Raw genomic sequence first — 15434 nt, 5'->3', positions numbered from 1 at the left:
GCCGATCCAGCCACGCGGCAAATATCCCTGAAGGATTACGCCGGGGCCGGTTCGACCTTGACTGGCCGCAGCCTTACGCTCTCTCGAAGCCGCGCGCCACCTCCCAGTCGGTGATGCGGCGATCGTACTCTTCCTGCTCCCATTCGGCAGCACGGACATAGTGATCGATGACGTCATCACCGAAGGCTTCGCGCAGCATCTTGGAACCGGTCAGTGCAGCGGTCGCACCGCGCAGCGTCTTCGGAATCTCGCGGGCGTCCTTGCCACCATAGGCGTCACCGACGAAGGGTGCTTCGAGCTCCAGCTTCTCCTCGATGCCGGCAATGCCGGCCGCGAGCAGCGCCGCCATGGCGAGATAGGGGTTGAGGTCGGAGCCGCCGACGCGGCATTCGATACGAATGCCCTTGGTGCCCTCGCCGCACAGGCGGTAGCCGGCCGTGCGGTTGTCCTTGCTCCAGATCGCCTTGGTCGGCGCAAAGGTGCCGGCAACGAAGCGCTTGTAGGAGTTGATATAGGGCGCGAGGAAATAGGTGATCTCGCTGGCATGCGCGAGCAGGCCGGCCACGTAATTGTGCATCAACTCCGACATGCCGTACTTGGCGTCCTTGTCGAAGAACTTTGCCTCCTTGCCGTCCAGACTCCACAGCGACTGGTGGATGTGCGAGGAGGAGCCGGCGGCGGTGTAGTTCCACTTGGCAAGGAAGGTCACGGACTTGCCGCGCTGCCAGGCGATTTCCTTGGTGGCGTTCTTGATGATCGAATGCCGGTCAGCCATCGTGACGGCCTCGGCATAGCGCACGTTGATTTCCTCCTGGCCGGGCGACGCCTCGCCCTTGGAGTTTTCCACCGGAATGCCGGCACCCTGCAGGCCCTTGCGCAGCGCGCGCATGACGTCTTCTTCCTTAGTGGTCTGGAAGATGTGGTAGTCCTCGTTGTAGCCGGACGCGGTGCGCAGATCGCGGTAGCCGCTTTCGCGGGCATCATCGAAGGTCTGGTCGAAGAGGAAGAATTCGAGTTCGCTCGCCATGAAGGCCTTGAGGCCCAGGGCCTCCAGCCGCTTCACCTGCTTCTTGAGGATGGCGCGCGGCGAATGCGGCACTTCCGCGTGAGTATGGTGGTCGAGCACGTCGCACAGCACCAGCGCCGTGCCTTCCAGCCAGGGCAGCTTGCGCAGCGTGGCAAGGTCGGGCTTCATCGTATAATCGCCGTAACCGGCGGCCCAGCTCGTCGACTTGTAGCCGGAGACGGTCTCCATCTCCATGTCGGTGGCGAGCAGGTAGTTGCAGCTATGCGTTTCCTCGTAGGCGCTCTCGACAAAATATTCTGCCTGGAAACGCTTGCCCATGAGGCGGCCCTGCATGTCGACGAGGCAGGCGAGAACGGTGTCGATGCGGCCCTCGGCAACATCCTTCTTCAGATCATCGAATGTGTAGGTCATGCTCATGGTTCTTGGTCCCAGAAATGGTGCCCGGCAATCGCCGCGCGTCGGTCGGAAATGAAAACGGGGGCCGCATGCACGGCCCCCGCGCTAAAAATGGTCAGACCTGGCCGACAGCCTTTTCGGCGGCAGCGATCTCGGCCTGGCGGCGGGCGACTTCGTCACCGATCGGCGGGCCCTTGAAGCGGCGGTTTTCAAGGCCGAACCAGATGATCGCGGTCAGGACGAGGAAGCCGACGGTGATGTAGAGCGCCCAATCGTTCGGCGGCTGGATGCCGAGCACGAAGATCAGCACCATGGCGATGATCGACAGGATGGCAAACAGCTTGAAGACGCCTTCGCCGAGGTTCCACGGACCCATCTTGTCCCACTTCGATGTGCCCCAGGCGAAGAGGCCGAGTGCAATCGGGATCGCGAAGGAGAAGAACAAGAAGATGACCGTGCACGATACGACGACCGTATAGACCGGCGTCTCGCCGATGGAGACGAGCGACGAACCCCAGACGAACAGCACCGACAGGATGGAACCGGTCCAGATGGCGGCAACCGGCGTACGGTAGTTCGGGCTTACCTTGGACAGGCCACGCGAGAACGGCAGACCGCCGTCACGCGAGAAGGCGAAGATCATGCGCGAAACGGACGTGACCGTTGCAAGGCCGCACAGCCACTGGGCAATCAGGATGAAGAAGTAGAGAACATCCTTCACCACCGGATGAACCTGCGTGTCCATCGTCCAGAAGAAAACGTTCCAGCCCTGCGCTGCCGCAGCCGCCATGCCTTCGGTGGTGGTGCCGTCGGCATTGGTGACCGACGACGGGATCATCAGAACGAAGGAGCACAGCATGATATAGCCGAAAAGGGCAGACCACAGCACGGAGGAGACCATGCCGCGCGGCACGGACGTCGCCGCCTTGACGGTTTCTTCCGAGGTGTGCGCCGAGGCGTCGTAGCCGGTGATCGTATAGATCGGCAGCAGCAGACCCAACAGGAACACCCAGGTGCCGGAATTTTCCGGCCAGACGTTGCCGCCGGCCGCACCGGAATAGTTCGAGAAGGTGAAGAGGCGGCCGATATCGTAGCTGTCGGCTGCAATGAGGCACACGATGGCGAGCAGGATCGACGTTGCGAAGATCAGGTAGCCGGAGAAGTCCGTCAGCTTGGCCGTGAGGCCGATGCCCATGTGGTTCACGAGCGCCTGTGCGCCGGTGATGACCGCCAGGAAGATGATGCGGGTCGTGGTCGTGTCTTCCAGGCCGAAATACGGTGTGCCGAACGAACCCATGAAGAAATAGTAGGTGCCGACATTGATGGCGCCGAGCACGGTAACGAGGCCGAGCAGGTTGAACCAGGCGGTCAGCCAGCCGGTAAAGCGGTTACCCAGGATCGAGCCCCAGTGGTAGAGGCCGCCGGCCGTCGGATAGGCCGAGCTGATCTGTGCCATGGCGACGGCAAAGACGAGCGAAATGAAGCAGCCGAGCGGCCAGCCGATGCCGATCGCAGCGCCCCCCGCGCCGGATGTCGCCTGCGCCAGCGAATTGATGCCGCCGGAAAGAATGCAAATGATCGAAAAGGACACGGCAAAGTTCGAGAACTGGCTCATCCGCCGCTCGAGTTCCTGCGCATAGCCCATGGAATGCAGGACCTGCATATCCTCATGTTTATCGTTATCCGAATAACCTGACATGTTTTTCCCCTGTATCGACTGGTCCCTGGCGGAATTGCCGAGGTCCGCCTGTGTCTGAGGCCCACGAAATGCGTGGGATATGCGCCGCGGACATGCCGCTCCCCGGGTCTTTTTCTTTGTTATGCGGCGGGAAGGCTCTCGATGAGCAATCCCGTCAGATAGTCGGCCACGACCCTCTGGTCGACTTCATCTCGAATGAGGTCGTTGCGGACCTCGATCATCACGTTCAGCAGGCCGTTGGAAAGGCCGTGCTCCTTCAGCGTATGCGTCACGCCGTCTTCCGGTCCATAGGGCTCGTTGCGACGGGTATCGTAGAGACCACCGGTGCCGACCGCGGCCAGCATCGCATCGGCGAGGCGCGTATCCGCATCATGCAGGACGCCGATCTCGACAGCCCGCGGCTTGCCGAAATAGACCGGCGTAAAACTGTGCATGGTCACGATGACCGGCGCCCTGCCCTCCGCGATCCGGTCCTTCACCAGCCGGGACAGTTTTTCGCGGAACGGCAGGTAGAGCGCTTCCGTGCGGGCGTCGCGCGCCGCCTGGTCGAGGCCGATATTACCGGAAACATCAAAGACCTCGCTCTTTTCCGGCATGGCGGCCGGTGATTCCGGCGGGCGGTTGCAATCATAGACGAGGCGGGAAAAACGCTGGAAAATCAGTGTGGCATCAAGGCTCTTCGCCATCAAGCGCGACACGGCGAGCGCGCCCGGATCCCAGGCGATGTGGCTCGCCAGCGCTTCCTCGGACAGGCCGAGCGTGCCGAGCGATTTGGGCAGAAGACGCGATGCGTGCTCGCAGACAAGAATGACCCGGCCCCGTGCAGACGCGTTTTCAAGGGCGACAGGGTCGCCCTCCTCTCCAGTCAGAATTCCCATGAGCCTGATCCCCTCGACCGGCTTTTGTCATTACTGAAAAGAATTCTTCACAGTTCGGCCGCTGTCAACGGGGGAATGAAAAAATCTCTTCAAAAAAACATTTGACTCGAATTGTGACAGCGCGTTTTATTTCGAAAACCCCGGCGAAGACCGGGTGCAGGGGAACAATTTGACTCTCAACCAAGCATCCATGACGGTGTCGGATGTGATCAATGCCCATTTCGACTCGCTCACGCGCGCCGAAAGGCAGCTGGCCACGTCACTGCTCGACAACTACCCCGTCTCCGGCCTCGGCAGCATCACGACTGTCGCGGAGAACGCCGGCGTGTCCACGCCGACCGTCGCGCGCATGGTGCAGAAACTCGGCTTTCGCGGCTTTCCGGATTTCCAGGCCCGCCTGCACCATGAGCTGGAAGCCACCCTTTCGAACCCGATCACCAAACACGACCGCTGGGCGGCCAAGGCGCCGGGCACGCATATCCTGAACCGCTTCGCCGACGCGATCATGACCAATCTGCGCCAGACGCTCTCGCAGATGGAAACCGCCGAATTCGACAGCGCCGCCACCCTGCTGGCCGATCGCCAGCGCAGCATCTACATCATCGGCGGCCGTATCACGAAGGCGCTTGCCGACTATCTCTTCACGCATCTCCAGGTCATCCGCCCGAACGTCACGCAGATCGCCTCCAATCCCAGCTCCTGGCCGCATTATGTGCTGAACATGAAGGCCGGCGACGTGCTGGTGATCTTCGATATCCGCCGGTACGAGCAGGAAATGGAGACGCTCGGCCGGGTGGCGCGCGAGCGCGGCGTGGAAATCGTGCTCTTCACCGACCAATGGGCCTCGCCCGTCGCCAAGGTGGCTGCGAAGGTTTTCCGGGTCCATATCGAGGCGCCGTCGGCATGGGATTCGTCCGTCGTGACGCTGTTCATCGTCGAAGCGCTGATCGAAGCGGTGCAGAGTTCGGGCTGGGAAGAAACCAGCGGCCGAATGAAGACGCTGGAGAGCCTCTTCGAGGCCAGCCGGCTTTTCCGCAAGCCTCGGCCGGAGGCGCCCGGCAAATCCTGACAGGCATACGAAAAAACCGAAACAAAACTGTCACATAACCTTCATCTGCCACCAGTATCAGCTTCGCCGAAGTTGACTGACACACCAAAGGAGAACACCCGTGATGTCACAAACGAAACGTCTGCTTTCGCTCTCCACTGCCCTGGCGATAGCGCTTCCGTCGCTCGCCCTCGCCGAGCCGAGCGCCGAGCTCATCGAAGCTGCGAAAAAGGAAGGCATGCTGACGACGATCGCACTGCCGCACGACTGGTGCGGCTACGGTGACGTCATCGCCTCCTTCAAGGCGAAGTACCCGGAAATCCAGGTCAACGAACTCAACCCTGACGCCGGTTCGGCCGATGAAGTCGAAGCGATCAAGGCCAACAAGGACAACAAGGGCCCGCAGTCGCCCGACGTGATCGACGTCGGCCTCGCCTTCGGTCCGCAGGCAAAGGCCGAAGGCCTGCTGCAGCCCTACAAGGTCTCCACCTGGGACGAAATCCCGGATACCATCAAGGACGCCGAAGGCTTCTGGTACGGCGACTACTACGGCGTGATGTCGCTTTTGGTGAACAAGGACCTCGTTGCCAACACGCCGAAGGACTGGGCCGACCTCCTGAAGCCGGAATATGCCGGACAGGTTGCCCTCGCCGGCGACCCGCGCGCGTCGAACCAGGCCATTCTCGGTGTTCTCGCCGCCGGCCTCGGCAAGGGTGCAAAGTCCGGCAAGGAAGCCGGTGAAGCTGGCCTCGCCTACTTCGCCGAGCTGAACAAGGCCGGCAACTTCGTTCCGGTCATCGGCAAGTCGGGCACGCTCGCTCAGGGTTCGACCCCGATCGTCATCGCCTGGGACTACAACGCACTCGGCTGGGCCAAGACCCTCAACGGCAACCCGCCGACCGAAGTCGTCGTTCCGGCATCGGGCGTTCTCGCCGGCGTCTACGTTCAGGGTATCTCGGCCTACGCGCCGCACCCGAACGCTGCCAAGCTGTGGATGGAGCACCTCTACTCCGACGAAGGTCAGCTCGGCTGGCTGAAGGGCTATTGCCACCCGGCACGCTTCAACGCCATGGTCAAGGCCGGCAAGGTTCCGCAGGACCTGATCGACGCCCTGCCGCCGGCAGCATCCTATGAAAAGGCCTACTTCCCGACGCTCGAGGAAGTAGACGCCAACAAGGCCGCTGTGACCGGCGCCTGGGATTCCGTCGTCGGCGCGAACGTGCAGTAAACGACATCCTGCGTCGCCCCGGTCATCAGGCCGGGGCGACGTCTGCGGTATGCCAATGACGGCAACCCTCTCGAGGTTTTCTTAATGTCATCAGACAGCTCAGCCGCGACACCTCAAACGCGAGCGCCCTTCCGCCTCCCGCTGCATTGGCTGGGCGCGGCACCGTTCGCGATCTTCGTCCTGTTGTTCCTGATCATGCCGACGATGCGCATCGTCATCGGCGCCTTCCAGACACCGGACGGAAGCTTCACCCTGGACAACATCCGTGGCCTCTTCACCACGTCGATCCTTTCGGCTTACTGGATCTCGATCAAGATCAGCATCGCCTCCGCGCTTCTCGGCTGCCTGATCGGCTTTTCCGTCGCTGCCGCCGCGGTGCTCGGCGGCCTGCCGAAATGGATCCGCGGCCCACTGCTGACCTTCTCCGGCGTCGCCTCCAATTTCGCTGGCGTGCCGCTCGCCTTCGCCTTTCTCGCGACGCTCGGCCCGGTCGGCCTTCTGACCGTGTTCCTGAAGACGCAGATCGGCATCGACCTGCGCGCACTCGGCTTCAACATCCTCTCCTTCTGGGGCCTGACGGTCACCTACCTGTTCTTCCAGATCCCGCTGATGATCCTCATCATTACGCCGGCCCTCGACGGCCTGAAGCGCGAGTGGCGCGAAGCCGCCCAGATCCTTGGTGCGACCAATACCCAATACTGGCGCATGGTCGCCTTCCCGATCCTGCTGCCGTCCTTCCTCGGTACGCTGGCGCTGCTCTTCGCCAATGCCTTCGGCGCTGTTGCGACGGCGATCGCGCTGACCGGCTCCTCGCTCAACATCGTACCGATCCTGCTGTTCGCGCAGATCCGCGGCGACGTGCTTGGCAATCCGCATCTCGGCTATGCGCTGGCCTTCGGCATGATCGTCGTCACCGGCATCGCCAACACGATCTACATCTGGCTTCGCGCCCGCAGCGAAAGGTGGCTGAAATGAAGAAGTTCTGGGCCTGGGGCGCCCTCATCTTCGGGCTGCTCTATTTCATCCTGCCGCTGCTCGGCATGACCAATTTCTCCTTGAAGATGCGTCGCGGCGTCTATTCGTTCGACGCCTATGCGGTCGTGCTCGGCGACCCACGCTTCCAGGAAACCTTCACCTACTCGATCCTGATGGCGCTCGCGACGATCATCTTCGGCGTGCTGCTGGTGGTACCCACTGCCTACTGGGTGCGCCTGAAGCTGCCGGGCCTTCGCCCCTATATCGAGTTCATTACGCTGCTGCCGCTGGTCATCCCGGCGATCGTCATCGTGTTCGGTTACATCCGGCTCTACAACACGTCGAGCTGGCTGCCGCTGACCGGCTCGATCACCGGCACGAACATCCTCCTGATGTTCGGCTACGCAACGCTGTCGCTGCCCTACATGTACCGCTCGGTCGATACTGGTCTGCGCTCCATCGACATCGCCACGCTGACCGAAGCGGCCCAGAGCCTCGGCGCCGGCTGGACGACGATCCTGGCAAAGATCATCCTGCCGAACGTGCTGGTCGCGGTTCTCTCCGGCGCCTTCCTGACCTTCGCCATCGTCATCGGCGAGTTCACCATGGCCGCCCTGCTCAACCGTCCGGCCTTCGGCCCTTACATGCAGCTGCTCGGCGCCAACCGTGCCTATGAACCGGCGGCGCTCGCCGTGATGTCCTTCGCCTTGACCTGGGGCTGCCTCGGCTTGATCCAGCTTGTTTCCCGTTTCCAGAAGGGCGCGCAAAGCGCCGCCTAAGGATCTTTCATGAGCTTTCTCACCCTCACCAGCATCCAGAAGTCCTTTGGCCCCGTGCAGGTCGTCAAGGACTTCAACATGTCGATCGAAAAGGGCGAGTTCGTCTCGTTCCTCGGACCATCGGGTTGCGGCAAGACCACCGTGCTGCGCATGATCGCCGGCTTCGAGACCCCCTCGGGCGGCGGCATCACCATCGATGGCAAGAGCCAGGTGAACCTGCGCCCGAACCAGCGCAACATCGGCATGGTCTTCCAGGCTTACGCGCTTTTCCCCAACATGAACGTCGCGGAAAACGTCGCCTTCGGCCTCAAGGTCGCCGGCCGGCCGAAAGCCGAGATCGACGCCCGTGTGAAGGAAATGCTCGGCCTCATCAAGCTTGATCATCTGGCCGACCGTTACCCCTACCAGATGTCCGGCGGCCAGCAGCAGCGCGTGGCGCTCGCCCGCGCGCTCGCGCCGAAGCCGCAGGTTCTGCTGCTCGACGAACCGCTCTCCGCGCTCGACGCCAAGATCCGCGTCTCGCTGCGCGAAGAAATCCGCATGATCCAGCAACAGCTCGGCATCACCACGGTCTTCGTCACGCACGACCAGGAAGAGGCGCTGTCGATCTCCGACCGCATCGTCGTGATGAATGCCGGCAAGGCCGACCAGATCGGCAAGCCGGCCGATATCTACAACCGCCCGGCCACCCGCTTCGTCGCGAACTTCGTCGGTACGCTGAACCTTATCGAGGCGAAGGTCGTCGATCCGGCGACGAACCGCATCTCGATCGGCGACCAGGGTGTGACGTTGCGCGAGCCGCTCGGCGCCTTGAAGGCCGGTGACACGGTTTCGCTGGCGCTGCGTCCGGAAGCCGGCTCGACGGCACCCGACGCCAAGGGCGACACGGCGCTGACCGGCGAGGTCACCTCCTCCAACTTCCTCGGTTCGGTCATCCGCACCCGCATGAAGGTGGGGGATGCCATCATCTCCTTCGACATGTTCAACAGCCCCGGCCTGGTGCCGCCGGCCGTCGGTGAAACGTCGACACTGCGCTTCACCGCTGGCGACCTCCTCATTATCCGCGACTAAGACGGCAGTTTCATTCCAAGCCTTGCAGAAGGCTTGGAAAAATCTGTCGTGAATTGTGCGTTTTCCGTCGCCTGCGGATTTGATCTCCGTGCGGTGGCCGGCTAAGCTTCCATCGTTCTCAGGGCGGGGTGAAACTCCCCACCGGCGGTATCGGCCATTCTTCCCGACAGGAAGCATTCCGGAGCCCGCGAGCGCCTTCCGCCAAAACGGAAGGGTCAGCAGATCCGGTGCGATGCCGGAGCCGACGGTCATAGTCCGGATGGAAGAGAGCAAGCAGGAGGCACCCGCCGCAAGGTGGGTCAGCGTGCCTCATGCGTGTTCGCCCAAGGGGATCATTGAAAAATGGCTCAACCCTTGAAAGGCCTAGACATGAATGCGAATGCCACCCCCTCCTCCCGGATCGCCGTCATCCGTGCCCGCTGGCACGCCGGCATCGTCGACCAGGCGGTCAACTCCTTCGTTGCCGAATGGGCAGCGCTCGGCGGCCGCGCCGAAGATGTCGACGTGATCGACGTACCGGGCGCGCTGGAAATCCCGCTGCACGCCCAGCTTCTTGCAAAGACCGGCCGCTATTCCGCCATCCTCGGCGTTGCGCTCGTCGTCGACGGCGGCATCTACCGTCACGATTTCGTCGCCGGCACGGTCGTCGATGCCATCGTGCGCGTCGGCCTCGACACCAACGTGCCGGTGCTGTCGGCCGTGCTGACCCCGCACAACTTCCAGGAATCGGAAGCCCACATCGCGTTTTTTCGCGAGCACTTCGTCCTCAAGGGCAAGGAAGCCGCCAACGCCGCCCGCCAGATCATCGACGCCCGCGCGCAGGTGGCGCTCGCTTCCGTCGCTTGAATCAACATCTCAATGGCCTGACTCAATCCGACAGGATGAGGTGGCAAACCGTTGAAAAGACTCAAGGGAGCCCGGCAGCGATGCCGGGCTTTTTTGTTGGCGAGCTCCGTCCCACTCTCCGTCATGGTCGGGCCTGACCCGACCATCCACGCCACACCTGCCGCATGGATCCTCGGGCCAAGCCCGAGGATGACGGAGGAGGACGAGGCGTGCTTTCCCAACCCTGACCAGGGTTTGTCGTCCTGACTAGGATTGCAAGTTCTTCAGATAAATCGACAGCAACTGGATCTGCGAGGAAATCCCGAGCTTGCGGTAGACGTTACGGCGGTGGACCTTCACCGTACCGGTCGAGATATCGAGCTTCAGCCCGATCGATTCCGACGAATGGCCCTGCAGCACCAGTTCGATGATCGAGGCCTCGCGGTCCGTAAGATTGAGCCTACGCCAGACGCGGTCCGCCGCACTCACCGGCTCACTGCGCCGTCCGCGCCCCTGCCCCGTATCCGCAAAGCGCCCAGCTAGATCACCCCAGGCCCGGCGCACGAAGGCGGTGGCGAAGGGTTCCACATCGTTAAGCAACCCGTATTCCGCAGCCGGGAAGATGCCGGTCTTCTCCCGCCGCATCAACGAGACAACGACCGTGACACCATCGGCGGTCGGCACAAAGAAGCCGAGCTCTTCGGCAAGCCGGGTCTGAGAGTAGTAAGTGCGGTAATATTCGCTGGAGAAGAAGCGATCCGGCGCCAGCTCGCGCATGCGGAACACGCCGGCCCGGGCCGCACGCGCCGTGTGGTAGAACGGATCGAGCAAATAGGGTCCGGCCTGGTAAAGCGTCACGAAGACATGATGGTCATCCGCATCGAAGGTGCTGAACAGGTCGATTGGCCGGGCCTTGTCGCGATAGGCGAAGATGACCATGTCGTCGAAGCGCACGAGCGCCCGCATCATTGCCAGCAAGGTTTCGCCCGTCTTCCGATCCGACGTCTCCGCAGCCGCCGTCCAGTCGGCAAGCGTATGGAAAAGTGCCTTGAAATCGACCTGCATGGCGTTTCTGCTCCCCAGTTCCGCGCGCGGTAAACCTCTGCCGCCGTCGCAGGGATATACTCCTCCCACAGCCGATTTATGGATAAAATACCTCTCTCGGGGTATATACCAACCGGCAGGCCGCTGACTAGCATTCGAGTTGACGGTGGCCATAGCGGCAAAGATCGCTGAGAGACCAACAACCGCAGGGAACAGACGTGACATCCGCCCCAACGAACGACATCGAGTTCCGTTCGGTGACCAAGCGCTATGGCGCGGTGACCGCGGTCTCCGACATCAACCTCGCCGTGCCGAAGGGCGCCTTCGTGGCGCTGCTTGGCCCCTCCGGCTGCGGCAAGACCACCTGTCTGCGCATGATCGGCGGCTTCGAGCAGCCGAGCGAAGGCGAGGTGTTGATCGCCGGCAGCGTCGTCAATGGCGTGCCGGCCTATCGACGCCCCGTCAACATGGTGTTCCAGCAATACGCCCTCTTCCCGCACTTCGATGTCGAGCAGAACGTCGCCTACGGCCTGAAGCAGCTTCGGCCGAAACTGCCGGCGGCGGAGATTTCCCGCCGCGTCGGCGAGGCGCTGGAGATGGTCCGCCTTTCCGGTTTTGCCAAGCGCCGCATCCATGAAATGTCGGGCGGCCAGCAACAGCGCGTGGCGCTTGCCCGCGCCCTCGTCAACAAGCCCTCGGTGCTGCTGCTCGACGAGCCGCTAGCGGCCCTCGACAAGAAGCTGCGCTCCGCCATGCAGATCGAGCTTCAAACCCTTCAACGCGACCTCGGCATCACCTTCGTGCTCGTCACCCACGATCAGGAAGAGGCGCTCTCGATGAGCGACCTCGTTTGCGTGATGAGCGCCGGCAGCATCCGCCAGCTCGCCACGCCGCAGGAAGTCTACGACCGCCCGGCCGATCTCTTTGTCGCCGACTTCGTCGGCAAGACGAACCGCCTCGATGGCATACTGGAAGCCGGCGGCACCGTGCGCCTCCGCAACGGTTCGGCGCTTGCCGCCTCCCGCAGCGAGCTTGCCCCCGGCGCCGTCACCGTCGCGTTGCGGCCGGAGGCAATCCGCCTGTCCCGTCAGGCCGAGGGCGCTGCACTCGAAGGCATCGTCACCCATCGCATCTTCCTCGGCTCGGCGGCCGAATATTCCGTCTCGGTCGCCGGTCTCGGCGACCTGCTGGTCACCGCCGAACGCCACAGCCAGTCAGAAAACGACCTCGTCGCACCGGGCGAGCGGGTCGCAATAAGCTTCGATCCCGGCACTGCGCATATCTTTCCAGCCTGAGGGAAACAGGCCCGTCACAACAACAAGGGAACAGTGTGATGTCGAAATGGTTCAGAGAGAATGCCCCGATCAGCGCCCGTGACCTGACGGAAGAATTTATGCGCCTGAAGCGCGGCTCGGTTACGCGCCGCCATTTTCTCGGCGTCACGGGTCTTGGCCTTGCCGCAGCGGTTCTCGCCCGCCAGCCGGGCCTCTTCACCTCCGAAGCCCATGCGGCCGAAGACCTCGGCTCCACCATGTCGCTCGCCACCTGGCCGAACTACCACGACCCGGCGACCTTCGAAGCCTTCACGGCGGCGACCGGCGTGGCCGTCGAGGTCAACGTCTTCGGTTCGAACGAAGAGATGCTGGCGAAGCTTCAGGCCGGCGGCACCGGCTGGGACCTCTTCGTGCCGACCAACTACACGATCTCCACCTATGTGAGCCTCGGCCTGATCGACCCGATCGACCTCGCCAAGGTGCCGAATTTCGACCCGAAGACGCAGAACACCCGCTTCACCAACGAAGGGACCGTCGACGGCAAGGTTTTCGCCCTGCCGAAGAACTGGGGCACGACGGGCATCGCCTTCAACTCCGACAAGATGAAGTCGAAGGTCACTAGCTGGAAGGACTTCTTCGAACTCGCCATGACCGAGGCCGACGGCCGCGCCATGGTGCACGATTACCAGCTCACCACCATCGGCAATGCCCTCGTCTCGCTCGGCTTCTCGTTCAATTCTGTGAAGGCGGAAGAACTTGCCAAGGCGGAAGAACTGCTGATCAAGGTCAAGCCGCACCTCTACGCCATCAACAGCGACTACCAGCCCTCCATGCGGGCTTCCGACGCGTGGATGACCATGTGCTGGACCAATGACGGCGCGCAGCTCAACCGCGACATTCCGGAAATCCAGTTCGTGCTGGGCACGGACGGCGGCGAGATCTGGTCGGATTTCTACGCGGTTCCGAAGAGCGCCGCCAACAAGCCGGCCGGCTATGCGCTGCTCAACTTCCTGATGGACCCGCAGAACGCCGTCAAGGAACACATCGCCAACGGCGCGCCGACGACCGACAGCCGCGTAATGTCGCTGCTGCCGGCGGACATCACCAGCAACAAGATCGTCTATCCGGACGAAGCAGCCCTGACGCCGCTGGAATTCGGCGCCGCGGTGACGTTGACCGACCCGGCGCGTGCGGAGCTGATGGCGCGGTTCAAGTCGGCGTAGTCGGCGCGGACAGAGCCCCAAGCGGCGAGGCAACCGCTTATGGAATTCGAAGGGTGCTTCCTGCCCCTTCTCCCCCGCGGGGAGAAGGTCGCGGCAGCGGGATGAGGGGGCGCCGGCGAAAGACGGCACGCTTGCCCCCTCATCCGCCCCTTCGGGGCCCCTTCTCCCCGGCGGGGAGAAGGGGAAAGTGGCAACCACATACCCGAGTGCCCTGCCGCACACGAGGAACCAGCGGCAGGCTGGCCGGATGAATACGCAACAGGACCCGAAGTTATGCCCCTGACGATGACGACGAAGAGACGATTGGTGACGACGGCGCTGCTGGCGCCGGCGTCCCTCTGGCTGTTCGTCTTCCTCGTGCTGCCCTTCATCGCCATGGTGGTGTTTTCCGTCGGCGAGCGCGGACCGGCGGGCGGATACCAGCCGGCCTTCACCTTCGCGCAATATGCCAACCTGCCGGCCCGCGCCGCCGCCTACTGGAACACGCTGCTGCTGGCGCCCGTCGGCGCCTTTGTCTGCCTGATCGTCGCCTACCCGACGGCCTATTACCTCGCGGTCAAAGCACCCCCGCGGTATCGCCTGCTGCTCGTCTCGCTGGTCGTCGTGCCGTTCTGGACGAGCCTGCTCGTGCGCACCTATGCCTGGATGTACATCCTCGGTTCGCGCGGCCTCCCGAACCTGCTCGACATGATCGGCATCGCGGACGTCCGCCTGCTCAACACACCGGGCGCCGTATTGCTCGGCATCGTCTACGGCTACCTGCCGCTGATGATCATGCCGATCTATGTCAGCCTCGAAAAACTCGACCTCCGGCTGCTGGAGGCCTCTGCCGATCTTGGCGCAAAACCGGTCTCGACCTTTTTCTCCGTCACCCTGCCGCTCTCGCTGCCGGGCGTCATGACGGGCGTGGCACTCGTCACCATCCTGCTGCTCGGCGAGTATCTCATTCCGCAGCTTCTGGGCGGCGGAAAGGTGTTCTTCATCGGTAACGCGCTGGTCGACCTCTTCCTGCAATCGCGCAACTGGCCGTTCGGCTCGGCGATTGCCGTGACACTCGTCGCCGTGGTCGTGGTGGTGCTGATGGTCGCGATGCGCATCGCCTGGCGCATTTCCGGCACCAGACAGGTGGACCTCGTCTGATGCGCGCTCTGATCACTTCCGTCTACCTCTTCCTCTATGCGCCGATCGCGCTCGTCGTGCTGTTCTCCTTCAATGCAGGGCGCAATGCGAGCGAGTTCACCGGATTCTCCGCGCAATGGTACGGCAAGGCGCTGGCCAATCCGTTCCTCGTCACCGCGCTGCAAAACAGCCTGATCATCGCCGTCGTCAGCGCCACGCTCGCCGCCGTCTTCGGCACGATGGCAGCCCTTGGTCTCGAACGGCTGGGAAGCCGCGCCCGCGCGGTGTTCGATGGCCTTCTTGCCGCAGCGATCGTCGTGCCGGGCGTGGTGATCGGCATTGCAACACTGGTGGCGCTCGTCGCGGTCTTTGGCGTCATCAATCCGGCCATCGCCGGCCTGTGGCCCGGCGAAAGGCCGCCGCAGTTCGGCCTCGGCTATGGCTCGATCATAGCCGCACATGGTCTCTTCACCATGGCGCTCGTCACCATGATCGTGAAGGCCCGCATCGCCACGCTCGGGCGCGATATCGTCGAGGCGTCGGCCGATCTCTATGCCACGCCACTGACGACGTTTCGCCAGATCGTGCTGCCGCAGATCCTGCCCTCCGTGCTCGCCGGCTTCCTGCTCGCCTTCACCTTTTCCTTCGACGATTTCATCGTGGCATTCTTTGTCGCGGGCTCGAAGACGACGTTGCCGATCTATGTCTTCGCTTCGATTCGCCGCGGCGTGACGCCGGAGGTCAACGCCATCGCCACCATGGTTCTGGTCGCATCGCTGCTGTTGATCGTGATTGCCCGCGTGCTGATGCGGGAAAAAACCAGAAAAACGACTGCCGGGGAGTGAGAC

At 62.8% G+C, this 15434-nt stretch carries 14 protein-coding genes and 1 riboswitch; of the genes, 10 read left to right on the top strand and 4 right to left on the bottom strand.

Translation table 11 applies throughout. The features are described 5' to 3' along the window. Positions 1 to 73 precede the first annotated feature (73 nt). The 3 genes from BSY16_RS02870 to BSY16_RS02860 all read right to left on the bottom strand — a co-directional run bounded on the left by BSY16_RS02870 (position 74) and on the right by BSY16_RS02860 (position 4000). On the bottom strand, positions 74 to 1438 hold the full coding sequence (locus tag BSY16_RS02870; RefSeq protein ID WP_150130017.1) for a glutamine synthetase family protein: 1365 nt from the start codon (positions 1436 to 1438) through the stop codon (positions 74 to 76). Positions 1439 to 1538: 100 nt separating this feature from the next. After that, positions 1539 to 3122, bottom strand: coding sequence for an amino acid permease (locus BSY16_RS02865; RefSeq protein WP_069058275.1), 1584 nt, complete (start codon positions 3120 to 3122; stop codon positions 1539 to 1541). A gap of 119 nt (positions 3123 to 3241) precedes the next feature. Further along, positions 3242 to 4000: an N-formylglutamate amidohydrolase gene (locus BSY16_RS02860; protein ID WP_069058274.1), complete on the bottom strand. Its 759-nt coding sequence runs from the start codon at positions 3998 to 4000 to the stop codon at positions 3242 to 3244. A gap of 190 nt (positions 4001 to 4190) precedes the next feature. Here BSY16_RS02860 and BSY16_RS02855 point away from each other — a divergent pair, with 190 nt between their 5' ends. From BSY16_RS02855 to BSY16_RS02830, 6 genes are all read left to right on the top strand, one after another. Then, positions 4191 to 5069, top strand: a complete 879-nt coding sequence (locus BSY16_RS02855; RefSeq protein ID WP_069058273.1) for a MurR/RpiR family transcriptional regulator — start codon at positions 4191 to 4193, stop codon at positions 5067 to 5069. 103 nt (positions 5070 to 5172) lie between these two features. Continuing rightward, positions 5173 to 6276: an ABC transporter substrate-binding protein gene (locus tag BSY16_RS02850; RefSeq protein ID WP_493106925.1), complete on the top strand. Its 1104-nt coding sequence runs from the start codon at positions 5173 to 5175 to the stop codon at positions 6274 to 6276. Between the two features lie 84 nt (positions 6277 to 6360). Further along, positions 6361 to 7251: an ABC transporter permease gene (locus tag BSY16_RS02845; RefSeq protein WP_069058271.1), complete on the top strand. Its 891-nt coding sequence runs from the start codon at positions 6361 to 6363 to the stop codon at positions 7249 to 7251. Beyond that, positions 7248 to 8030, top strand: coding sequence for an ABC transporter permease (locus BSY16_RS02840; protein ID WP_069058270.1), 783 nt, complete (start codon positions 7248 to 7250; stop codon positions 8028 to 8030). Before BSY16_RS02845 ends, BSY16_RS02840 begins: the two co-directional genes overlap by 4 nt. A 9-nt stretch (positions 8031 to 8039) precedes the next feature. Further along, positions 8040 to 9101: an ABC transporter ATP-binding protein gene (locus BSY16_RS02835; RefSeq protein WP_069058269.1), complete on the top strand. Its 1062-nt coding sequence runs from the start codon at positions 8040 to 8042 to the stop codon at positions 9099 to 9101. Positions 9102 to 9211: 110 nt separating this feature from the next. Next, positions 9212 to 9376, top strand: a riboswitch (FMN riboswitch). Between the two features lie 94 nt (positions 9377 to 9470). Continuing rightward, on the top strand, positions 9471 to 9947 hold the full coding sequence (locus tag BSY16_RS02830) for a 6,7-dimethyl-8-ribityllumazine synthase (RefSeq protein WP_069058268.1): 477 nt from the start codon (positions 9471 to 9473) through the stop codon (positions 9945 to 9947). 246 nt (positions 9948 to 10193) lie between these two features. Here the strand turns inward: BSY16_RS02830 and BSY16_RS02825 are convergent, their stop codons facing one another. After that, a complete protein-coding gene (locus BSY16_RS02825; protein WP_069058267.1) occupies positions 10194 to 10991 on the bottom strand; it encodes a helix-turn-helix transcriptional regulator in 798 nt (265 codons plus the stop codon). A 197-nt stretch (positions 10992 to 11188) separates the two neighbouring features. Between BSY16_RS02825 and BSY16_RS02820 the strand changes: the two genes are divergently transcribed. The 4 genes from BSY16_RS02820 (at position 11189) to BSY16_RS02805 (ending at position 15431) form a co-directional block, all read left to right on the top strand. Beyond that, a complete protein-coding gene (locus BSY16_RS02820) occupies positions 11189 to 12265 on the top strand; it encodes an ABC transporter ATP-binding protein (protein WP_069058266.1) in 1077 nt (358 codons plus the stop codon). Positions 12266 to 12303: 38 nt separating this feature from the next. After that, positions 12304 to 13467 (top strand): polyamine ABC transporter substrate-binding protein, encoded by a 1164-nt coding sequence (locus BSY16_RS02815; protein ID WP_069058265.1) that lies wholly within the window; start codon positions 12304 to 12306, stop codon positions 13465 to 13467. A gap of 273 nt (positions 13468 to 13740) precedes the next feature. Beyond that, the gene (locus BSY16_RS02810; protein ID WP_069058264.1) at positions 13741 to 14607 is read left to right on the top strand and encodes an ABC transporter permease; all 867 of its coding nucleotides are present in this window, start codon (positions 13741 to 13743) and stop codon (positions 14605 to 14607) included. After that, positions 14607 to 15431, top strand: coding sequence for an ABC transporter permease (locus tag BSY16_RS02805; protein ID WP_069058263.1), 825 nt, complete (start codon positions 14607 to 14609; stop codon positions 15429 to 15431). Before BSY16_RS02810 ends, BSY16_RS02805 begins: the two co-directional genes overlap by 1 nt. Positions 15432 to 15434: the final 3 nt, after the last annotated feature.

Origin of the sequence: Sinorhizobium sp. RAC02 (assembly GCF_001713395.1) — a bacterium.
GTDB lineage: Bacteria > Pseudomonadota > Alphaproteobacteria > Rhizobiales > Rhizobiaceae > Shinella.
The sequence above is the reverse complement of the archived record's forward strand: the minus strand, read 5'-3'. Positions and strand labels throughout refer to the sequence as shown.

Excerpts from the sequence above, each read along its gene's own strand:
- BSY16_RS02835 (WP_069058269.1), top strand. The coding sequence starts at position 8,040 with ATGAGCTTTCTCACCCTCACCAGCATCCAGAAGTCCTTTGGCCCCGTG.
- BSY16_RS02810 (WP_069058264.1), top strand. The coding sequence starts at position 13,741 with ATGCCCCTGACGATGACGACGAAGAGACGATTGGTGACGACGGCGCTG.
- BSY16_RS02870 (WP_150130017.1), bottom strand. The coding sequence starts at position 1,438 with ATGACCTACACATTCGATGATCTGAAGAAGGATGTTGCCGAGGGCCGC.
- BSY16_RS02860 (WP_069058274.1), bottom strand. The coding sequence starts at position 4,000 with ATGGGAATTCTGACTGGAGAGGAGGGCGACCCTGTCGCCCTTGAAAAC.
- BSY16_RS02830 (WP_069058268.1), top strand. The coding sequence starts at position 9,471 with ATGAATGCGAATGCCACCCCCTCCTCCCGGATCGCCGTCATCCGTGCC.
- BSY16_RS02815 (WP_069058265.1), top strand. The coding sequence starts at position 12,304 with ATGTCGAAATGGTTCAGAGAGAATGCCCCGATCAGCGCCCGTGACCTG.
- BSY16_RS02855 (WP_069058273.1), top strand. The coding sequence starts at position 4,191 with ATGACGGTGTCGGATGTGATCAATGCCCATTTCGACTCGCTCACGCGC.
- BSY16_RS02850 (WP_493106925.1), top strand. The coding sequence starts at position 5,173 with ATGTCACAAACGAAACGTCTGCTTTCGCTCTCCACTGCCCTGGCGATA.
- BSY16_RS02805 (WP_069058263.1), top strand. The coding sequence starts at position 14,607 with ATGCGCGCTCTGATCACTTCCGTCTACCTCTTCCTCTATGCGCCGATC.
- BSY16_RS02865 (WP_069058275.1), bottom strand. The coding sequence starts at position 3,122 with ATGTCAGGTTATTCGGATAACGATAAACATGAGGATATGCAGGTCCTG.
- BSY16_RS02825 (WP_069058267.1), bottom strand. The coding sequence starts at position 10,991 with ATGCAGGTCGATTTCAAGGCACTTTTCCATACGCTTGCCGACTGGACG.
- BSY16_RS02840 (WP_069058270.1), top strand. The coding sequence starts at position 7,248 with ATGAAGAAGTTCTGGGCCTGGGGCGCCCTCATCTTCGGGCTGCTCTAT.
- BSY16_RS02845 (WP_069058271.1), top strand. The coding sequence starts at position 6,361 with ATGTCATCAGACAGCTCAGCCGCGACACCTCAAACGCGAGCGCCCTTC.